The organism is Lentzea sp. NPDC020367, assembly GCF_044387305.1.
GTDB lineage: Bacteria > Actinomycetota > Actinomycetes > Mycobacteriales > Pseudonocardiaceae > Lentzea.
In genome coordinates this window covers 291,044-307,127 of record NZ_JBIRVV010000006.1, presented here as the reverse complement: position 1 = coordinate 307,127, position 16,084 = coordinate 291,044, and the positions used below count along the sequence as shown (strand labels likewise).

The 16,084-nt window shown below is 69.9% G+C and carries 13 protein-coding genes; 11 read left to right on the top strand and 2 right to left on the bottom strand.

Translation table 11 applies throughout. The features are described from left to right. From ACH413_RS26605 to ACH413_RS26580, 6 genes are all read left to right on the top strand, one after another. Entirely contained in the window at window positions 1–1,224 is a 1,224-nt protein-coding gene (locus tag ACH413_RS26605; RefSeq protein WP_360031799.1) for a hypothetical protein, read from the top strand. A 109-nt stretch (window positions 1,225–1,333) separates the two neighbouring features. Next, window positions 1,334–3,013 carry a SpoIIE family protein phosphatase gene (locus tag ACH413_RS26600; RefSeq protein ID WP_360031801.1) on the top strand — a complete coding sequence of 560 codons (1,680 nt, stop codon included), beginning with the start codon at window positions 1,334–1,336 and terminating at the stop codon, window positions 3,011–3,013. A gap of 39 nt (window positions 3,014–3,052) precedes the next feature. Beyond that, complete coding sequence (locus ACH413_RS26595; RefSeq protein WP_360031803.1) at window positions 3,053–3,853, top strand: GAF and ANTAR domain-containing protein; 801 nt, start codon at window positions 3,053–3,055, stop codon at window positions 3,851–3,853. A 216-nt stretch (window positions 3,854–4,069) separates the two neighbouring features. Further along, complete coding sequence (locus tag ACH413_RS26590; RefSeq protein ID WP_360031805.1) at window positions 4,070–4,474, top strand: ATP-binding protein; 405 nt, start codon at window positions 4,070–4,072, stop codon at window positions 4,472–4,474. 172 nt (window positions 4,475–4,646) lie between these two features. Beyond that, window positions 4,647–5,318, top strand: coding sequence for a response regulator transcription factor (locus ACH413_RS26585; protein WP_360031807.1), 672 nt, complete (start codon window positions 4,647–4,649; stop codon window positions 5,316–5,318). Further along, the gene (locus ACH413_RS26580) at window positions 5,315–6,772 is read left to right on the top strand and encodes a HAMP domain-containing sensor histidine kinase (RefSeq protein WP_360031809.1); all 1,458 of its coding nucleotides are present in this window, start codon (window positions 5,315–5,317) and stop codon (window positions 6,770–6,772) included. The genes ACH413_RS26585 and ACH413_RS26580 overlap by 4 nt, the downstream gene beginning before the upstream one ends. Here ACH413_RS26580 and ACH413_RS26575 read toward each other — a convergent pair. Both ACH413_RS26575 and ACH413_RS26570 read right to left on the bottom strand, forming a co-directional pair. Further along, the gene (locus ACH413_RS26575; protein ID WP_360031810.1) at window positions 6,714–8,486 is read right to left on the bottom strand and encodes a TIM barrel protein; all 1,773 of its coding nucleotides are present in this window, start codon (window positions 8,484–8,486) and stop codon (window positions 6,714–6,716) included. The genes ACH413_RS26580 and ACH413_RS26575 overlap by 59 nt on opposite strands. Further along, complete coding sequence (locus tag ACH413_RS26570; RefSeq protein ID WP_360031812.1) at window positions 8,476–9,324, bottom strand: shikimate dehydrogenase; 849 nt, start codon at window positions 9,322–9,324, stop codon at window positions 8,476–8,478. The genes ACH413_RS26575 and ACH413_RS26570 overlap by 11 nt, the downstream gene beginning before the upstream one ends. Window positions 9,325–9,434: 110 nt before the next feature. On the opposite strand from ACH413_RS26570, the gene ACH413_RS26565 reads away from it, so the two are divergent. The 5 genes from ACH413_RS26565 to ACH413_RS26545 all read left to right on the top strand — a co-directional run bounded on the left by ACH413_RS26565 (window position 9,435) and on the right by ACH413_RS26545 (window position 15,992). Beyond that, window positions 9,435–10,076, top strand: a complete 642-nt coding sequence (locus tag ACH413_RS26565) for a TetR/AcrR family transcriptional regulator (protein ID WP_360031814.1) — start codon at window positions 9,435–9,437, stop codon at window positions 10,074–10,076. Between the two features lie 75 nt (window positions 10,077–10,151). After that, window positions 10,152–11,456, top strand: a complete 1,305-nt coding sequence (locus ACH413_RS26560; RefSeq protein WP_360031816.1) for an MFS transporter — start codon at window positions 10,152–10,154, stop codon at window positions 11,454–11,456. Window positions 11,457–11,520: 64 nt separating this feature from the next. Beyond that, complete coding sequence (locus tag ACH413_RS26555; RefSeq protein WP_360031818.1) at window positions 11,521–12,867, top strand: hypothetical protein; 1,347 nt, start codon at window positions 11,521–11,523, stop codon at window positions 12,865–12,867. 266 nt (window positions 12,868–13,133) lie between these two features. Beyond that, window positions 13,134–14,480 carry an endo-1,4-beta-xylanase gene (locus ACH413_RS26550; protein WP_360031820.1) on the top strand — a complete coding sequence of 449 codons (1,347 nt, stop codon included), beginning with the start codon at window positions 13,134–13,136 and terminating at the stop codon, window positions 14,478–14,480. Window positions 14,481–14,555: 75 nt separating this feature from the next. Next, window positions 14,556–15,992 carry a WGR domain-containing protein gene (locus ACH413_RS26545; RefSeq protein WP_360031822.1) on the top strand — a complete coding sequence of 479 codons (1,437 nt, stop codon included), beginning with the start codon at window positions 14,556–14,558 and terminating at the stop codon, window positions 15,990–15,992. Window positions 15,993–16,084: the final 92 nt, after the last annotated feature.

Sequence of the window (16,084 nt, the reverse complement as noted above, 5' to 3'; positions counted from 1 at the left end):
GTGGGCGTCTTCGCTTTCGTGGGATTCGTCGTCCTCGCGCCGTTCGCCGTCGTCTCGTTCGTCGTGGCGTTCGCGGCGAGCACCGCGATCGGCCTCGCGACCGCGATCCGCAGCCCGGCCCGTCCGGAACCGGCGCACCGGGCCGGCGAGGATCCCGCGCACCGGCTCTACCTGGCGGGCCCCGTGTTCCAGGACGTCTGGCGGCTGAGCAGCACCTCGGTGCGCGCGACGTATCGACGGCTCGTGGCACTGCCGGACCAGGAGTTCCCGGACTCGATGTTCGCCCGGACGTGGCGCAGGTGGTCGATCAGGAACCTGGACGGGCCGCTGGTCCTCCCGCCCGCAGGTCTGGCAGGCGGATACGCGCTGGGGTTCCTGACCGTGACGCTGCTGATCGCGGCCGTCACGGCACTGCACGCGGCGCTGGCGGGCACGGTCGTCCTGGCCGTGCGCACAGCGGCATACTGCCTGCGCTGGTTCGAGATCATCACCCTGACCCTGCGCGGCGTCACCACCGAGTGCGGCACGTGTGAGCAACGAGTCCACCCCGCGTACACGTGCGGATGTGGACGGGTCCACCACGATCTGGTCCCAGGCGCGCAGGGCGTCTTCCGGCGAACCTGCCTGTGCGGCCACCGCCTGCCGGTGCTCCTGCTCAACGGCAAGCACTCCCTGCCCGCGAGCTGCGGCCGCTGCCACACCCCGTTGCCCCCGCTGGCGCAGGCAGTCCCCGCCGTGCACCTCGCGGTCGTGGGTGACGCGGCCTTCGCCGACGCCGTCCCGCCACACGGCATCCTCCTGGGAGAGAAGAACTCCCGCCGCCGGGTGCACCTCCACAGCGCCGTCGGCGAGACCTTCGAGCACGCCACGTTCCTCGGGCTGGCCGGCGGCGTGATCCTCGTCGTCGACCCGTTCGCCGGACCCGACCCGAAACTCGTGCTCGACCGCGTGACCGAGGCGCTGACCGAACTGCGCGGAACCGCGATCCCGCTGGCCGTGGTCATCGCCGGGACCGGCACGCCGGCAGGCACGGGAGACCACTCGATGACCATCCGGCAGTGGCTGCTCGAGCACGGCCGCGTCGACCTGGTGAACGCCGCGCAGAACCACTTCACCCGAGTCCGCTACTTCGTGGCCGCCGACGCTCCCTGGACGCCCGTCCTCTGGCTGCTCGGCCTCGGCTCGCACGTCCTCTGTGGACCTGCCACACCTCCATCAGGCTGATTCCGTGTTTACCCGTGTCCGCGGCCGGGTATGAAGATTGCCGGAAGTAACGCCATGCCAAGGAACCTGGAGCCGAGCCTGTGTGGTGAGACAGGAGGAACGACCAGTCATGTGGTTCGTGGACGGGAAAGACGCGCAGTTCCTCGACGGTGCGCCGGCGGGCAGCATCGACCTCGCCCGCGGTCTCGCCGGGTCGGGACGGTCGTTGCCGGAGATCACGGCGATGATCGAACGGGCGCCGGTGGGCTTCGCCGTGGTGGACGAGCGGATGCGGTTCCTCTACGCCAATCCGGAGTTCGTGTCGATGCACGGTCTGGCGGCCAGTGACTACGCCGGGCGGACGATGAGCGAGGTCGTTTCACCCGCCTACGAGGCCATGGTGGAACCCCACGTCGCCGAGGTGCTCACGGCCGGTGCCGTGCACCGCGACGTCGAGACCCGCGCCGAGGTCGGCAACACCAGGAAGCAGCTCCTGCTCAACCTGTTCCCGTTGTGCGACCACCAGGACGAGGTGATCGCCGCCGTGATCGCGGTGCAGGACCTCACCAGGTCCCACGAGGTCGCCGAGCTCGAAGGCCTGCGCGTGCAGGCCGAGTGGACCGACCGGCTGGACCGGACGCAACGGGTGGGCGGCACGGGCTCCTGGGAGTTCGACCTGCGCAGCGGCCGGGTCGCGTGGTCGGCCAACCTCTGCCGCATGGCCGGGGTCACGCACTCCCCGAACACGCTCGACGAGGTGCTCGCGCTCGTGCACCCCGACGACGTCGAACCGGCCAGGGCGTCCTTCACCGGCCTCACCCTGCACTCACCGACACCGGACATCGAGTACCGGCTCTGCACGCCGGACGGTCGTGTCGTCGTGCTCTCCGCGATCGCCGAGGCGGTCGCCGACGCCACCGGAACCGTGGTCGCGCTGCGCGGCATGTGCGTCGACCGCACCGCCCGGCGCACCGCGGAGGCCGACGCGCGGGCGGCCGTGGTGCGAGCGGACGAGATGACGGTGCAGCTGCGCGACGAGCGGCAGATCGTGCTGCAGCTGCAACGGGCGCTGCTCCCGCCGAGCATCCCCGCCGTCGAGGCGACCGAACTGGCCGTGGCCTACCGCCCGGCGAACAGCTCGGCCGGGGTGGGCGGCGACTTCTACGACGCGTTCCCGCTGTCCGACGGCAGGCTCGCGATCGCGGTCGGCGACGTGATCGGCCACGACGTCGAAGCCGCCGTCACGATGGGCCGGGTCCGCAGCGCCATCCGCGCCTTCGCGATGCTGGACCCGCTTCCGGACCGCGTGCTGCGCGACCTGAACCTGCTGGTCCACTCCGGCGACGACATGACGATGACGACGGTGTTCTACGGCGTCTACACCCCGTGGGACGGCACGCTCCGCTACGCCAACGCCGGTCATCCGCACCCGCTGCTGGTCAGCCATGGCGTCGCTCGTCCCATGGAGCACCGGCACGGGCTGATCACGGGGGCCGTGCAGCACGCCGAGTACCTCGCGTTCGAGACGTCCCTCCGACCGGACGACGTGCTGATCGTCTACACCGACGGACTCGTGGAGCACCGCGACGAGGACATCGACGCGGGTGTCGAGAGGCTGTGCGCCGCCGTGACGACGCCGCACCTGCCAGAACGCCTCGACGACCTCGTACCCGCGGTGATCAGCGCGGTCGCTCCCGAACAGGGGCGAGACGACGTCTGCGTCCTCGCGCTACGTCCTAGACCGGACCCGCCCGGGGTTCACCGCGGCGAGTCCAGCCCGTACACGGTGAACAGTCCCACGATGCTCTAGCGAGCGTCGAGCAGCCTGCGCCGTGTACTCCCCCAGGCGATGAAGGAGTACGACGGCATGGCCGACGATCCAGGAACGTTCCCGCCGGCACACGCGGACGACGTCCGGCCTGATCCGGTCGAACGTCTCGACGAGACGACCGAGGCGCTCACGGTGCTGCGCGACGCGTTCACCGGCGAGGAGGGCCTCGACGAGGCACTGCGGCGGCTGGCGGAGACGGCGGCCGGGGCGATCGTGGACGCCGGCGCGGTGACGGTCTCGGTGCTCAAGCTGGACCAGACGCGCACGGCGGCGGCGACCGACGACCGTCTCGTCGAGGTCGACGAGAAGCAGTACAGCGCCGACCGCGGCCCGTGCCTGGAGGCCGCCCGCACCCTGACGGCCGTCCGGGCGGTGGTCGGCGAACGCCGCGACGAGTGGCCCGAGTTCGAGGTGGCCGCGGCGGAGCACGGCATCCGCGCCTACCTGTCCGTGCCCGTGGTGCTGCCGGCGTCGGAGAGATCCGAGGCGCACCACGTGGGCTCGCTCAACGTCTACAGCCGCACCGCGGCCGCCTTCGACCCGTTCGACGAGAGCCTGATGCGCCTCTTCACCACCGAGGCCTCCGCCACGATCACCAGCGCGCAACGCTGGCACCGCTCCCGCAAGCACGTCCAGCACCTGGAGCAGGCACTGGAGTCGCGTGCCGTCATCGAACAGGCGAAGGGCGCGTTGATGGCCGCGCACGAGTGCACGGCGGACGAAGCCTTCTCGATGCTGGTCGAGCGATCTCAGCGCGAGAACGTCAAGCTCCGCACCGTCGCTCACACCCTGCTGCGGACCGTCACCCGCCCGGGATGAGGACGGAGACCGATGCCAGGCCCGGCTGCGCCTTCGTGCTGGCCAGGTCGCTGGACGAGCCGGCAGGGGACGCCGTGACCCGCAGCCTCTCGCTCCCGGAACTCGACCGCTGAGCGCTCGTTCGCCCCAGGTGGTCCGCGCAACGGTTGATCGCTTCGGTGAGCGGGCATCCCACCACCAACGCAACGGCGTGACATCGCGAAGGAGGGTGAAGTGATGAACGGCACGACCGCTTCCGATGCCGCGCACGTCCTGGAACTCGATCGCGACGTCACCGACCTCGGCAGGATTCGCCGCTGGACCGAGGCCGCCCTCCCCGGCGTGCACCAGGACGAGCTCGTCGACGTGCTGCTGGTCGTCACGGAACTCGTGTCGAACGTCTACGACCACGCGCGGTTCCCGGCACGTCTCCGGCTGCGGAAGTCCACCAAGCCGTGCATGGTCACCATCTCCGTCGAGGACGCCTCCTCGACGAGCCCCGTGCTGCGACCGGCCACACCCGACTCGGTGCGCAGCCGCGGGCTGGTGATCGTGAACCAGCTCGCCAAGCAGTGGGGCGTGGTCCAGCGCACCGTCGGGAAGTCCGTGTGGGCCCTGATCCCCTGCCCGCTCACCCCGTGAGCCGGCCAGAAGGTGGTGGCGCCGCTCCCCCCAGCGGCACCGCCACCTTCCCCCCGGTCGTGGATCCCCTCATCCACGCGGCAGAGCCTGCCAGGGTGAACCTGAAGAGACGCTGAAGGAACCTGAACCGGATTTCAGGACGCGATCACGAGGGATGCGGCACGCTGCTCCCATGCGCGTGCTCGTGGTGGAGGATGATCCCCGTCTCGCCGACCTGCTCACCCGCGGCCTGACCGCCGAAGGGTTCGCCGTCGACGTGGAGCGCACCGGCACGGACGGGCTGTGGCGGGCGCGCGAACACCCGTACGACGTGATCGTCCTGGACATCATGCTGCCCGGTCTCAACGGCTACCGGGTGTGCAAGGAGCTGCGGGACGCGGGCGTGTGGACGCCGATCCTGATGCTCACCGCGAAGGACGGCGAGTTCGACGAGGCCGAGGGCCTGGACACCGGCGCGGACGACTACCTGACCAAGCCGTTCTCCTACGTGGTGCTGGTGGCCCGGCTCAGAGCGCTGGCCCGGCGGTCGCGCACCGCCCAGCCGGTGCTGCTACGAGCAGGCGACCTGGTGCTCGACCCGGTCAGCAGGGAGTGTCATCGCGGTACCGCGCGGATCGACCTGAAGGCCAAGGAGTTCTCGGTGCTGAGCTTCCTGCTGCGGCACGCGGGCGAGGTCGTCACCAAGTCGGAGATCATCGACGGCGTGTGGGACGCGGCGCAGGACCCCGACCCCAACCTCGTCGAGGTCTACATCAGCGCGCTCCGCCGCAAGATCGACACGCCGTTCGACCGGCGGAGCATCACCACCGTGCGCGGAGTCGGCTACCGGTTGGCGGACCGATGAAGTCCTTGCAGGTCAAGGTGACCGTGCTGGCCACGGTGATCACGGCGGTGCTGATCGGGCTCGCCGGGACGCTGATGCTGACGGCACAACGCCAGCAGATCGCCGACCAGACAGCGGACAGCTCGCGCGCGCACTACATGTGCTCCAGCAGCGAGAACTGCATACGGCTGAGCGAGAAGGCCGCCGCCCCCATGCCGGGTGTGCTGGTCCGGTACGCGAGCGTCGAGGTCCGGCCGGAGTTGTCGATCTGGCCGTTCACCGGCCTCGGCGAGACCCCGTACCGGGTGATCGGGGAAGGGCCGCACCCCGACGAGGAGGAGACGCTGACGATCGTCTACCAGGCGCAGCGGGCGCTGAACAGCGCGACGCTGGTCCTGCTGGGCGTGCTCGGCACGATCACCGCGCTGGTGTCGGTCACGGTGCTGGCCACGGCCAACAGGGTGCTGCGGCCGGTGGAGACGATGCGGACCGAGGTGGCCGAGATCAACGAGCACAACCTCACCCGGCGCGTCCCGGTGCCGTCCTCCGACAACGAGATCGCCCGGCTGGGCAAGACGCTGAACGAGACGCTGGACCGGATGCACAGCGCCGTCGAGGACACCCGCAGGTTCGTCGCGGACGCCTCGCACGAGCTGCGCAGCCCGCTGGCCGCGCTGCGGGCCGAGCTGGAGATCGCGCTGTCGCATCCGCACCTGGCGGACTGGACCACCGTCGTGAAGGCCGCGCTGGAGGACGCCGAACGACTGCAGGAGCTGACCACGGATCTGTTGCTGCTGGCCAGGTTGGACGCCGACGCGCTGGACAACCAGGACACCGTCGACCTCACCGCCGTGGTGCGGCGGGAGGTCTCGCGCCGGGCGATGGTCACCCTGGAGGCCGACGACCACGTGCTCGTTCCCGGACGGCGGGCGCAGCTGTCCCGGCTGCTCGGCAACCTGCTGGACAACGCCGAACGCCACGCGGGCACCGAGGTGGTCGTGCGCCTGCGCGGCGGGCCTTCCGCGACGCTGGAGGTCATCGACGACGGGCCGGGGATCCCCGAGGCGGACCGGGAACGCGTCTTCGACCGGTTCACCCGGCTCGACGAGGCCCGCACGCGTGCCGCGGGCGGCGCCGGCCTCGGGCTCGCGATCGCCCGGCGCATCGCCGCCAGGCACCACGGCACGCTGGAGGCCACCGACGCCGAGGGGTTCCGCGGAATCCGTTTCGTGGCAACGATTCCGACCGGCGTCCCGCTGCCGAGGAAGGCCGCCGCGCAGCAACGCGCGGGCGACGAGGTGTGGCAGTTCCTCAACGGCTCGATCGTCCCGACGCACGGCCACATCCCCGAACCACGCCCGGCTCCCGAGCAGGAACTGGAGTGGGGGCTCATCTTCGGCGAGCACCGGCCGGTGATCAGGTCCGGGCGAACCGCCGCGCCTCGTGGTGGGCGGCCATCCGGACGGGCGCGTTGACCACCCCGAACCCGCGGTAGCCGCCGATCCGTTCGACCACCTCGAAGAACACCCTCGCGCCCGCCAGTTCGGTGTAGAAGTGCAGGTACTCGCCGAACTCGTCGCGGTCGTAGAGCACGGAGTTCCGCCGGAGCGCGTCGACCCGGTCAGCCGTCAGGTTCGTGCGCGCCAACAGGTCGTCGTAGTAGTTGCCGGGGATGTCCAACAGCCGTGCGCCCAACTCCCGCAACGCTTCGGCGCACGCGACCGCGTCGGCACAGGTGAACGCGATGTGCTGCGGCTCCTCCACCGCCGGTGCCCACCCTCCACGACGGACCAGCGCGCAGTCCAGGGTGAGCCGGACGCCGCCTCCACTCACGCCACGGCCGCGCACCAGGCCGAACGGCGCCGCGAACTCCGCCGTCACACCGGGTTCCAGGCCCAGCACCGAACGGTAGAACAGGCCGGCCTCGTCGAAGTTGTCGAACGGCTGGGTCAGCGCGACGTGGTCGATGCCGGTGATGCCGGCCTCCGGCGCCGACTCACCGGTCGGCACGAAGTCACCGAGCCAGTCGTCGTCCGCGCACAGGAAGATCTCGGTGCCGTCGGGTGCGGCGATCGCCGTCAGCGGCGCCTCGCCAGGACCGGCCGTGCGGGCCAGCGGAGGCGCGAGCAGGACCTTCGCCCGCTGTGCCGCGGCGGCCGGATCCGGTACGGAGACACCAAGTGCGCCGATCGCGCCGGGTTCGCCTGCCGCGTTGACCAGCACGCGTGCTTCGCCCTGCGTCCACAGCTCCACCGGCTTCGAGCGGTGCACGCCTGTCCGCGTGAAGCCCAGCACGGCGAGGTCCGACTTCCCCACGACCTCAGCGAAGGCGTAGCCGGTCGGGACGGGCGCGGCGGGAACGTCCAGCAACCGCAAGGAGTCCTGCAGACCGACGAGCGACCGCATGGCGTCGACGGCGGCGCGGTGCGGGTCGGACTGGCGGAACACGTCGTTGAACACCTCGAGCGAAAGCGGACCGCGGTATCCGGCGTCGAGGACGTCACGGGTGAAGGTCGTCAGGTCGAAGTCGCCCTGTCCCGGGAAGAGCCGGTGGTGGCGGCTCCACGGCAGGACGTCCATCGGCAACGTCGGAGCGTCCGCGAGCTGCAGGAAGAAGATCTTCTCGCCGGGGATCGCGCGGATCGCCCTGGGATCGTCCCCTTTGGACAGGATGTGGAAGCTGTCGAGGCAGACGCCGAGGGACGGATGCCCGGCGCGGCGCACGATCCGCCACGCGTGCTCGTAGCCGTTGACGTACCGGCCCCAGGCGAGCGCCTCGTAGGCGATGCGCAGGCCGCGCTCGCCCGCGCGAGTCGCGAGCAGGTGCAGCTGTTCCGCAGCGAGATCGTCGTCGTCGATGGCTTCTGGCGACACGGAAGAACACACCAGCACGGTGTCCACGCCCAGTTCGGCCATGACGTCGAACTTCTGCTCGGCGCGGCGGAGGTTGGCGGCGAGCACGTCCGGCGGCACGGCCTCGAAGTCGCGGAAAGGTTGGTACAGGTCGATGCTCAGGCCCAGGTCGGCGCAGCGCTGCCGGATCTCCGCCGGGCCGCGGCGGTCGGCGAGCAGGTCGTTCTCGAAGATCTCGACGCCGTCGAAGCCCGCCTCGGCGGCCGCGGTCAGCTTGTCGTCCAAGGTGCCGGACAGGCACACGGTGGCGATGGCGGTGCGCAGGTCAGGACGCATGCGCGGGCTCCCCTTCCAGCTCCTCGAAGTGCGCGAGCATCCGGTCCGCGTCCGGTTCGACGCCGGTGAACAGCCGCAACGACTCCGCGGCCTGGAGCACGACCATCCCGCCGCCGTGCAGCACCCGGCAGCCCCGCGCTCGCGCGGCGGCGAGGAGTGCCGTCTCCAGCGGCCGGTAGACGATGTCGGCGACCCAGAGTTCGTCCCGCAGCAACGACTCGTCGAGCGGCAGGCCGGGATGCGCCGCCATGCCCGTGGGGGTCGCGTGGACGAGACCTTCCGCCGTGCGCACGGCCTCCGGGGTGCAGGCGCTGGCGCGGCCGGCGCCGAAACTGCTTTCCAGCGCCACCACCAGCTTCGCGGCGCGATCCTGGTCGACGTCGTGGACGCCGAGGTGCCCGGTGCCGAGTGAGAGCAGCGCGTGGGCCACGGCGGCGCCCGCCCCGCCCGCGCCGAGCAGGACGACGTTCTGCATCGCGGCGTCCGGCAGGCCCCGGCTCAGGCTGCGGGCGAACCCGGTCGCGTCCGTGTTGTGACCGATCGCCCTGCCGTTGTCGAAGACCACGGTGTTGACGGCGCCGAGCGCGGCGGCCTGCGGGACGAGTTCGTCCAGGTGCGGCAGGACCGCCTGCTTCGCCGGATGGGTGATGTTGAGGCCGTCGAACCCCTCGGCCCTGGCCTGCGCCAGCACCTCGCCCACCGGCAGCCCGAGGACGTCGAGGTCGAGCAACCGGTAGCGGTAGGGCAGCCCGAGCTCGGCGGCCTCGCGTTCGTGCAGCGCCGGACTCAGGGACGGTCCGATGCCGGAGCCGATGAGCCCGATCAGGTAGGTGGTCACCCGGCCTCCATTTAATGTACGAACTAGTGAGTTCACTGTAGCGCGCCGAGTCGCCCGCAGGAAGTGCTGGACTAGAGTTGGCTGGTCATCCGCAGATCGAAGGGGGCTCGGTGGCCGCACCGCCGTCATCCGATGAGCGCCAGCGGGACAAGGACCGCACCCGCGCCGACATCCTGGACGTAGCCACGCGGGAGTTCGCCGACAAGGGCTACACGGGGGCGCGGGTCGACGAGATCGCCGAGCGCACCAGCACGACCAAGCGGATGATCTACTACTACTTCGGCGGCAAGGAACAGCTCTACATCGCCGTTCTGGAGCAGGCCTACCTGGCGATCCGCGCTCTCGAGGCCGAACTCGACGTCGAGCACCTCGAGCCGGAGGACGCCATCCGGCGGCTCGCGGAGCTGACCTTCGACCACCACGAGGCGCACCCCGACTTCATCCGGCTGGTCAGCATCGAGAACATCCACCGCGCCGAGCACATCGCGCGCTCGGAGGTCCTCGCGGGACTCGCGAACCCCGCGCTCGACGGCCTGACCCAGATCCTCGAACGGGGCCGCGCGGCCGGCCGGTTCCGCGCCGACGCCGACCCGCTCGACGTGCACATGGTGATCAGCTCGTTCTGCGTCTTCCGGCTCGCGAACCGGCACACGTTCGCGGCGATCTTCGGCAGGGACATGCTCGACCCCGGCCGCCGCGAGCACTACCGACGCATGCTCGGTGACATGCTGATCGACTATCTGACCAGCTGAAATCTCGCTCTTGACACACGGGGGTCACATATCCGACCTTGTATTAACTAACTAGGTCGTACATGGGAGTACGCCGTGACCACATCGATGGCCCGCAAGACTGCGCTGGCAGCCTGGATCGGCAGCGCCCTCGAGTACTACGACTTCTTCATCTACGGCACCGCCGCCGCGCTGGTCTTCAACAAGGTCTTCTTCCCCGCCGCCGATCCGGCGACGGGAACCCTGCTCGCGCTCGGCACGTTCGGCGTGGGCTACCTCGCGAGGCCGCTCGGCGCGTTCATCCTCGGCCACGTCGGCGATCGCTTCGGCCGCAAGAAGGTCCTGGTCTTCACGCTGCTGCTGATGGGCGTGGCGACGTTCGCCGTCGGCTGCCTGCCCACCTACGCCACGGCGGGTGTCCTCGCACCTGTCCTGCTCGTCCTTCTCCGCCTGCTGCAAGGACTTTCGGCCTCGGGCGAGCAGGCGGGCGCGAACTCGATGTCGCTGGAGCACGCCCCTGATCACCGGCGGGCGTACTTCACCAGCTTCACGCTGAGCGGTACGCAGGCGGGGCAGATCCTCGCCACGGCGATCTTCCTGCCCGTGGCGGCACTTCCGCAGGAGGACCTGCTGACGTGGGGCTGGCGCGTGCCGTTCTGGTGCAGCGCGATCGTCGTGGTGGTCGGTTTCGTCATCCGCCGCAAGATCGACGAGACCGCGGAGTTCAAGCGCACCAAGACGGCCAAGCTGCCGGCCGCGGTGTTGTTCCGGACGCATTGGAAGGACGTCCTGCGGGTCGTCCTCGCGGCCACCATCGCCTCGGTCAGCACGATCTTCACCGTCTACGCCCTGAGCTACGCGGTGAACACGATCGGCCTGGCGCGCACGCCCATGCTGTGGGTCGGCGTGCTGGCCAACGTCGTGGCGCTGGCCGCGATCCCGTTGCTGGCAGGGCTTTCCGACCGGATCGGCCGCAAACCCGTGTTCCTCGCGGGCTGCGGCGCGTGCGCGATCCTGATCTTCCCGTACCTGTGGTCGATCTCCATCGGCGCGTACGGACTGGTGTTCGCGCTCGGCATCCTGCTGTTCGGCGTGTGCTACTCCGCGATCAACGGCATCTGGCCGTCCCTGTACGGCGAGATGTTCAGCACCGAGGTCAGGCTGTCCGGCATGGCGATCGGCACGCAGATCGGCTTCGCCATCGCGGGCTTCGCGCCGAGCGTGGTGGCGGCGATCGGGTCCGGGCGCGACGACTGGCTCGGGGTCGCGATCTTCACGGCGGCGGTGTGCGCGCTCAGTGCTACGGCGATCGCGACGGGACGCGAGACGTTCAAGCGTCCGACGGCCGAGCTCGGCCGCCTGCCGAAGGAAGCTGCTGTCGGGGCCGCATTGGGCCGTTGAGTGGTGACCGGGGCGGCTCCGCCGGGGTGCAATGATCCGGCGGAGTCGCCAACGGAGGTGTGCCATGCGAACACGGCTCGTGGTGTCGTTGCTGGGGCTCGTACTGGTCGCGGGTGGTGCGCCCGCGGTGGCCGAGCCACTGCACGTGCCCGGTGACCAGCCGTTGCCCGGTTACACCATCGTCAACCCTCCGCTGGCGCCCGAGGTGATCGACGGGCAGCCGACGAGAGTGCTGCAGGGCGTCCACAAGCACTCCGCGTACGTCGTCGAGGTGCCGCCGAAGTGGAACGGCCGGTTGGCCATGTGGGCGCACGGCTACCGCGGCACCGGCACGGTGCTCACCGTGGACCCGCCGGCGTACGGCCTGCGCACCCGGATGCTCGGCCAGGGCTACGCCTGGGCCGCGTCCTCCTACTACAGCAACGGATACGACGTCCGTGCCGGCGTCTCGGCGACGCACGACCTGGCCCAGCACTTCGGCACGCTGGTCGCCAGGCCGAAACAGGTGTTCGTCGCGGGGGTGTCGATGGGCGGGCACGTCATCGGCCGTTCGCTGGAGCAGTATCCCGGCTTCTACGACGGCGCGCTGCCGATGTGCGGCGTGCTCGGCGATCACGAGCTGTTCGACTTCTTCCTCGACTACCAGCTGACGTCGCAGGCGCTCAGCGGAATTCGCGCCTACCCGATCCCGGCGGACTACCCCACGGCCGTGGTGCCGCGCATCCAGGAGAAGCTGGGCCTGACCGGACTCGTGCCCGGCGGCCCGGACACCGTGACGGTCCGGGGCGCCCAGTTCCGCGCAAGCGTCGTCGAACGCAGCGGTGGCCCGCGTCCTGGCTCGACGCCTGCTTTCGCGTACTGGAAGGACTTCCTGTTCAGCCTCGCCTCGCCGGCCAACGACAGCGCGCCGCTCTCGCTCGACCCCGGCAGGCTGGCGACCAACCTCGGCACCCGCTACCAGCCGAACACGCCGGTCGACCTCAACCGCGAGGTGCGGCGGGTGGCGCCGCGCGACTGGCGCACCCGCCTCTCCCCCGCGCTCACCGAGGTGCCGGCGATCGCCGGCAGGCCAAGGGTTCCGGTGCTCTCGTTGCACGGGCTGGGCGATCTCTTCGTGCCGTTCTCGATGGAACAGGACTACCGGGCCGACGTCGCCCGCAACGGTCAGTCGAAGTTGTTGGTGCAGCGGGCGATCCGCACGGTGGACCACTGCGAGTTCTCGCCGGCGGAGGCAGGTGCGGCGTGGGACGACCTCGTGACGTGGACCGACCGCGGCCGCAGGCCCGCCGGTGACGCGATCGGCGATCGTGACGCGGTCGCCGCGGCCACGTTCGGCTGCCGCTTCTCCGATCGCGCCGCCTACACCGGGCCCGGCACCCGCAGGTTGTTCTCGCCCTGTCCGACGCCCTGAAGTCGAACAGTTTTCGAAACTTCGCCGTTTTCCGCCCTTCCGCACGGTGCCGGGCGGGGCATTCACCTGGAGATTCGACGGAATTCGACACCTGATTCACCCTGTTCGACAGCTCTTGATCCGTCGAACCGGTCCGGTCAACACTGCGAGAAGTTCCAGTTCGGGCGGCATCGGGATTTGGCGCAATCCCCGCCGCTCGCACCGAACTGCGTTGACCGGTCCAATTCCACCCGCCTCTCGCGGGTGCTTCTCAGAGAGCGCCGAAAATGACGCTGACAGCGAAGTCAGTCGCACGGGTCTCACTCGTGTCAGCCCTTCTCACCGCCGTCGCGGGAGCCGCGATCATCGGAGCGTCGCCCGCCAGCGGCGCCGCCTCCACCCTGGGCGCGGCGGCCCAGCAGAGCGGCCGCTACTTCGGCACCGCGGTGGCCGCGGGCAAACTGGGTGACTCGACCTACACCGGGATCCTGAACCGCGAGTTCGACATGGTCACGGCCGAGAACGAGATGAAGATGGACGCGACCGAGCCGAACCAGAACCAGTTCAGCTACGGCAACGGCGACCGGATCGTGAACCAGGCCCGCAACCAGGGCAAGCGAGTCCGCGGGCACGCTCTGGCGTGGCACTCGCAGCAGCCCGGCTGGATGCAGAACATGTCCGGCACGTCGCTGCGCAACGCGATGCTCAACCACGTCACGCAGGTCGCGACGTACTACCGCGGCAAGATCTACGCCTGGGACGTGGTGAACGAGGCCTTCGCCGACGGCAGCGGCGGCGGACGCCGTGACTCCAACCTCCAGCGCACCGGCAACGACTGGATCGAGGCCGCCTTCCGCGCGGCCCGTTCGGCGGACCCGAACGCGAAGCTCTGCTACAACGACTACAACACCGACGACTGGTCGCACGCCAAGACCCAGGGCGTCTACCGGATGGTGCAGGACTTCAAGTCCCGCGGTGTCCCGATCGACTGCGTCGGTTTCCAGGCGCACTTCAACAGCGGCAACCCGGTGCCGTCCAACTACCACACGACCCTGCAGAACTTCGCCGCTCTCGGCGTGGACGTCCAGATCACCGAACTGGACATCGAGGGCTCCGGCAGTTCGCAGGCCCAGCAGTACCAGGGCGTCACGCAGGCCTGCCTCGCCGTCTCGCGCTGCACCGGCATCACCGTGTGGGGCATCCGCGACAGCGACTCGTGGCGTGCGTCCGGTACCCCGCTGCTGTTCGACGGCAGTGGCAACAAGAAGGCCGCCTACACGTCGGTTCTCAACGTCCTGAACAACGGCACGAACCCCGGTCCGACGAGCACCACGACCACCACGACGACGTCGTCCAACCCCGGCGGCGGGGGCTGCACGGCGACGTACTCCGAGGGCGAGAAGTGGAGTGACCGCTTCAACGGCAACGTCACGGTCACCGGCACGGACAACTGGATCGTCACGGTCACCGTGAGCTCGCCTCAGAAGATCATCGCCACCTGGAACACCAGCGCCTCGTGGGGCTCCGCCAACGTGATGACCGCGCGCCCCAACGGCAACGGCAACACGTTCGGCTTCACCATCCAGCACGGTGGCAACTGGAACTGGCCGAGCGTCTCCTGCAGCGTCGGCTGATCACCGCGGTCTCCGGAATTGTCGGACCCCCTTGCTACGGTCGTTTTCAGCTGATCAACGCGAGGGGGAAAGACCGTGGCCGCTGCCACCACGTACCTGGAGCTGTCGGAGTCCGGCGGAAGTGCGCACAAGTTCTACGAGGTGGTCGTCGACGGCACGACGGTCACCATCACGTTCGGCCGCATCGGTGAACGCGGGTCCACTCGCGAGTCCACGTTCGCCGATGCGGCCAAGGCGGTGGTCGCCGCGGAGAAGAAGATCGGCGAGAAGGTGCGCAAGGGGTACGCGCCCGCGGTCAAGGGGCAGCGGGCGCGGCGGGCGATCACCCGGCGCGAGATCACGAGCGTGCAGTCGAGCGCCCGGCAGGCGCCCGTGTTGTGGCGCTTCCACTCCGGTGCGCCGGCGTTCGGCATCTTCATCGGCGAGGACGAGGCGTGGGTCGGCAACGAGCGCGGTGACGTCTTCACGCTCGCGCACGACGGCCGGGTGACGGGGCGGTACGGGCTGCCGGACGGCGTGAAGTGCATCGTCGCCGACGACTTCTGGATCTACGCGGGCTGCGACGACGGCCGCGTGTACGACCTGGGCGGCAAGGTTCCGCGCGTCGCGTACGAGATCGCCAACGACGTCGACATCTACTGGCTCGACATCGACGACGGCGTGCTCGGCGTGTCGGACCGGCAGGGCGGCATCACGATCGTCGACCACGAGGACGAGTTCCAGTGGTCGCGCCGCAGCACGGGCGACAGCGCGTGGATGGTGCGGTGCGCGCCGGAAGGCGTGTTCCACGGGCACTCCCGCGGCGTCATGCACTACGCGGCGCGCAGTGGCGATCCCGTGTGGCACGCCGAGACGGTGGGCGCCGTGCTGTTCGGCTGGCAGGAACCGGCCGAGGTGTTCGCGGGCACCAGCCGCGGCTGGGTGCACCGGTTAGCGCGTTCCACCGGTGCCGAGAAGGCGCGTTACCGTTGCGACGCGGCGGTTTTCTCGTGCGCCACCTCGCCGGGCGGCGACTACGTGTTCGCTGGCGACAACCACTCGTCGGTGTACTGCTTCGCGGCCGACGGCACGAGGTTGTGGAAGCTCGCCACGGGCTGCGGCTCCGCGTACTCCATGCAGTACCGCGACGAGCGCCTCTACATCGTCACGACGGACGGTTCGCTGGCGTGCATCGACGCCAGCCCGGCGGCCATTCACGCCGCCGAGCAAGGAGAACTGCCGCAGCGCAGCGACATCAAGGCCGACCACTGGCAGCGCGTCGAGGCGACAGCCGCGGTGGAGACCGTGGTGGCCAGCGCGGTGCCGGCCGACGGTGGCGTCGTCGTGGAGTGCGTGCAGGACGGCGGTCGTCTGCGCGTGCACGTCATCTCCGACGGGTACGACCGCTCGCGCGCCGTGCAGTTCCCGAAGGACATCCGCGTCCCCGGCGCGCGCTACCTGGTGACGGAGATCCACACCTCGGCGAGCGGCGGCTTCTACCGCGCGAGGGGAGAGATCAAGCGGCTCCTGTAGTTCCCGCGGCGAGTTTTGTCCCGGTTTGCCCCTGTATCTGACACGAGCTTTGCCTTGGGGCGACCGGGAAAGCCGCGCGGCCTGGCCAACGC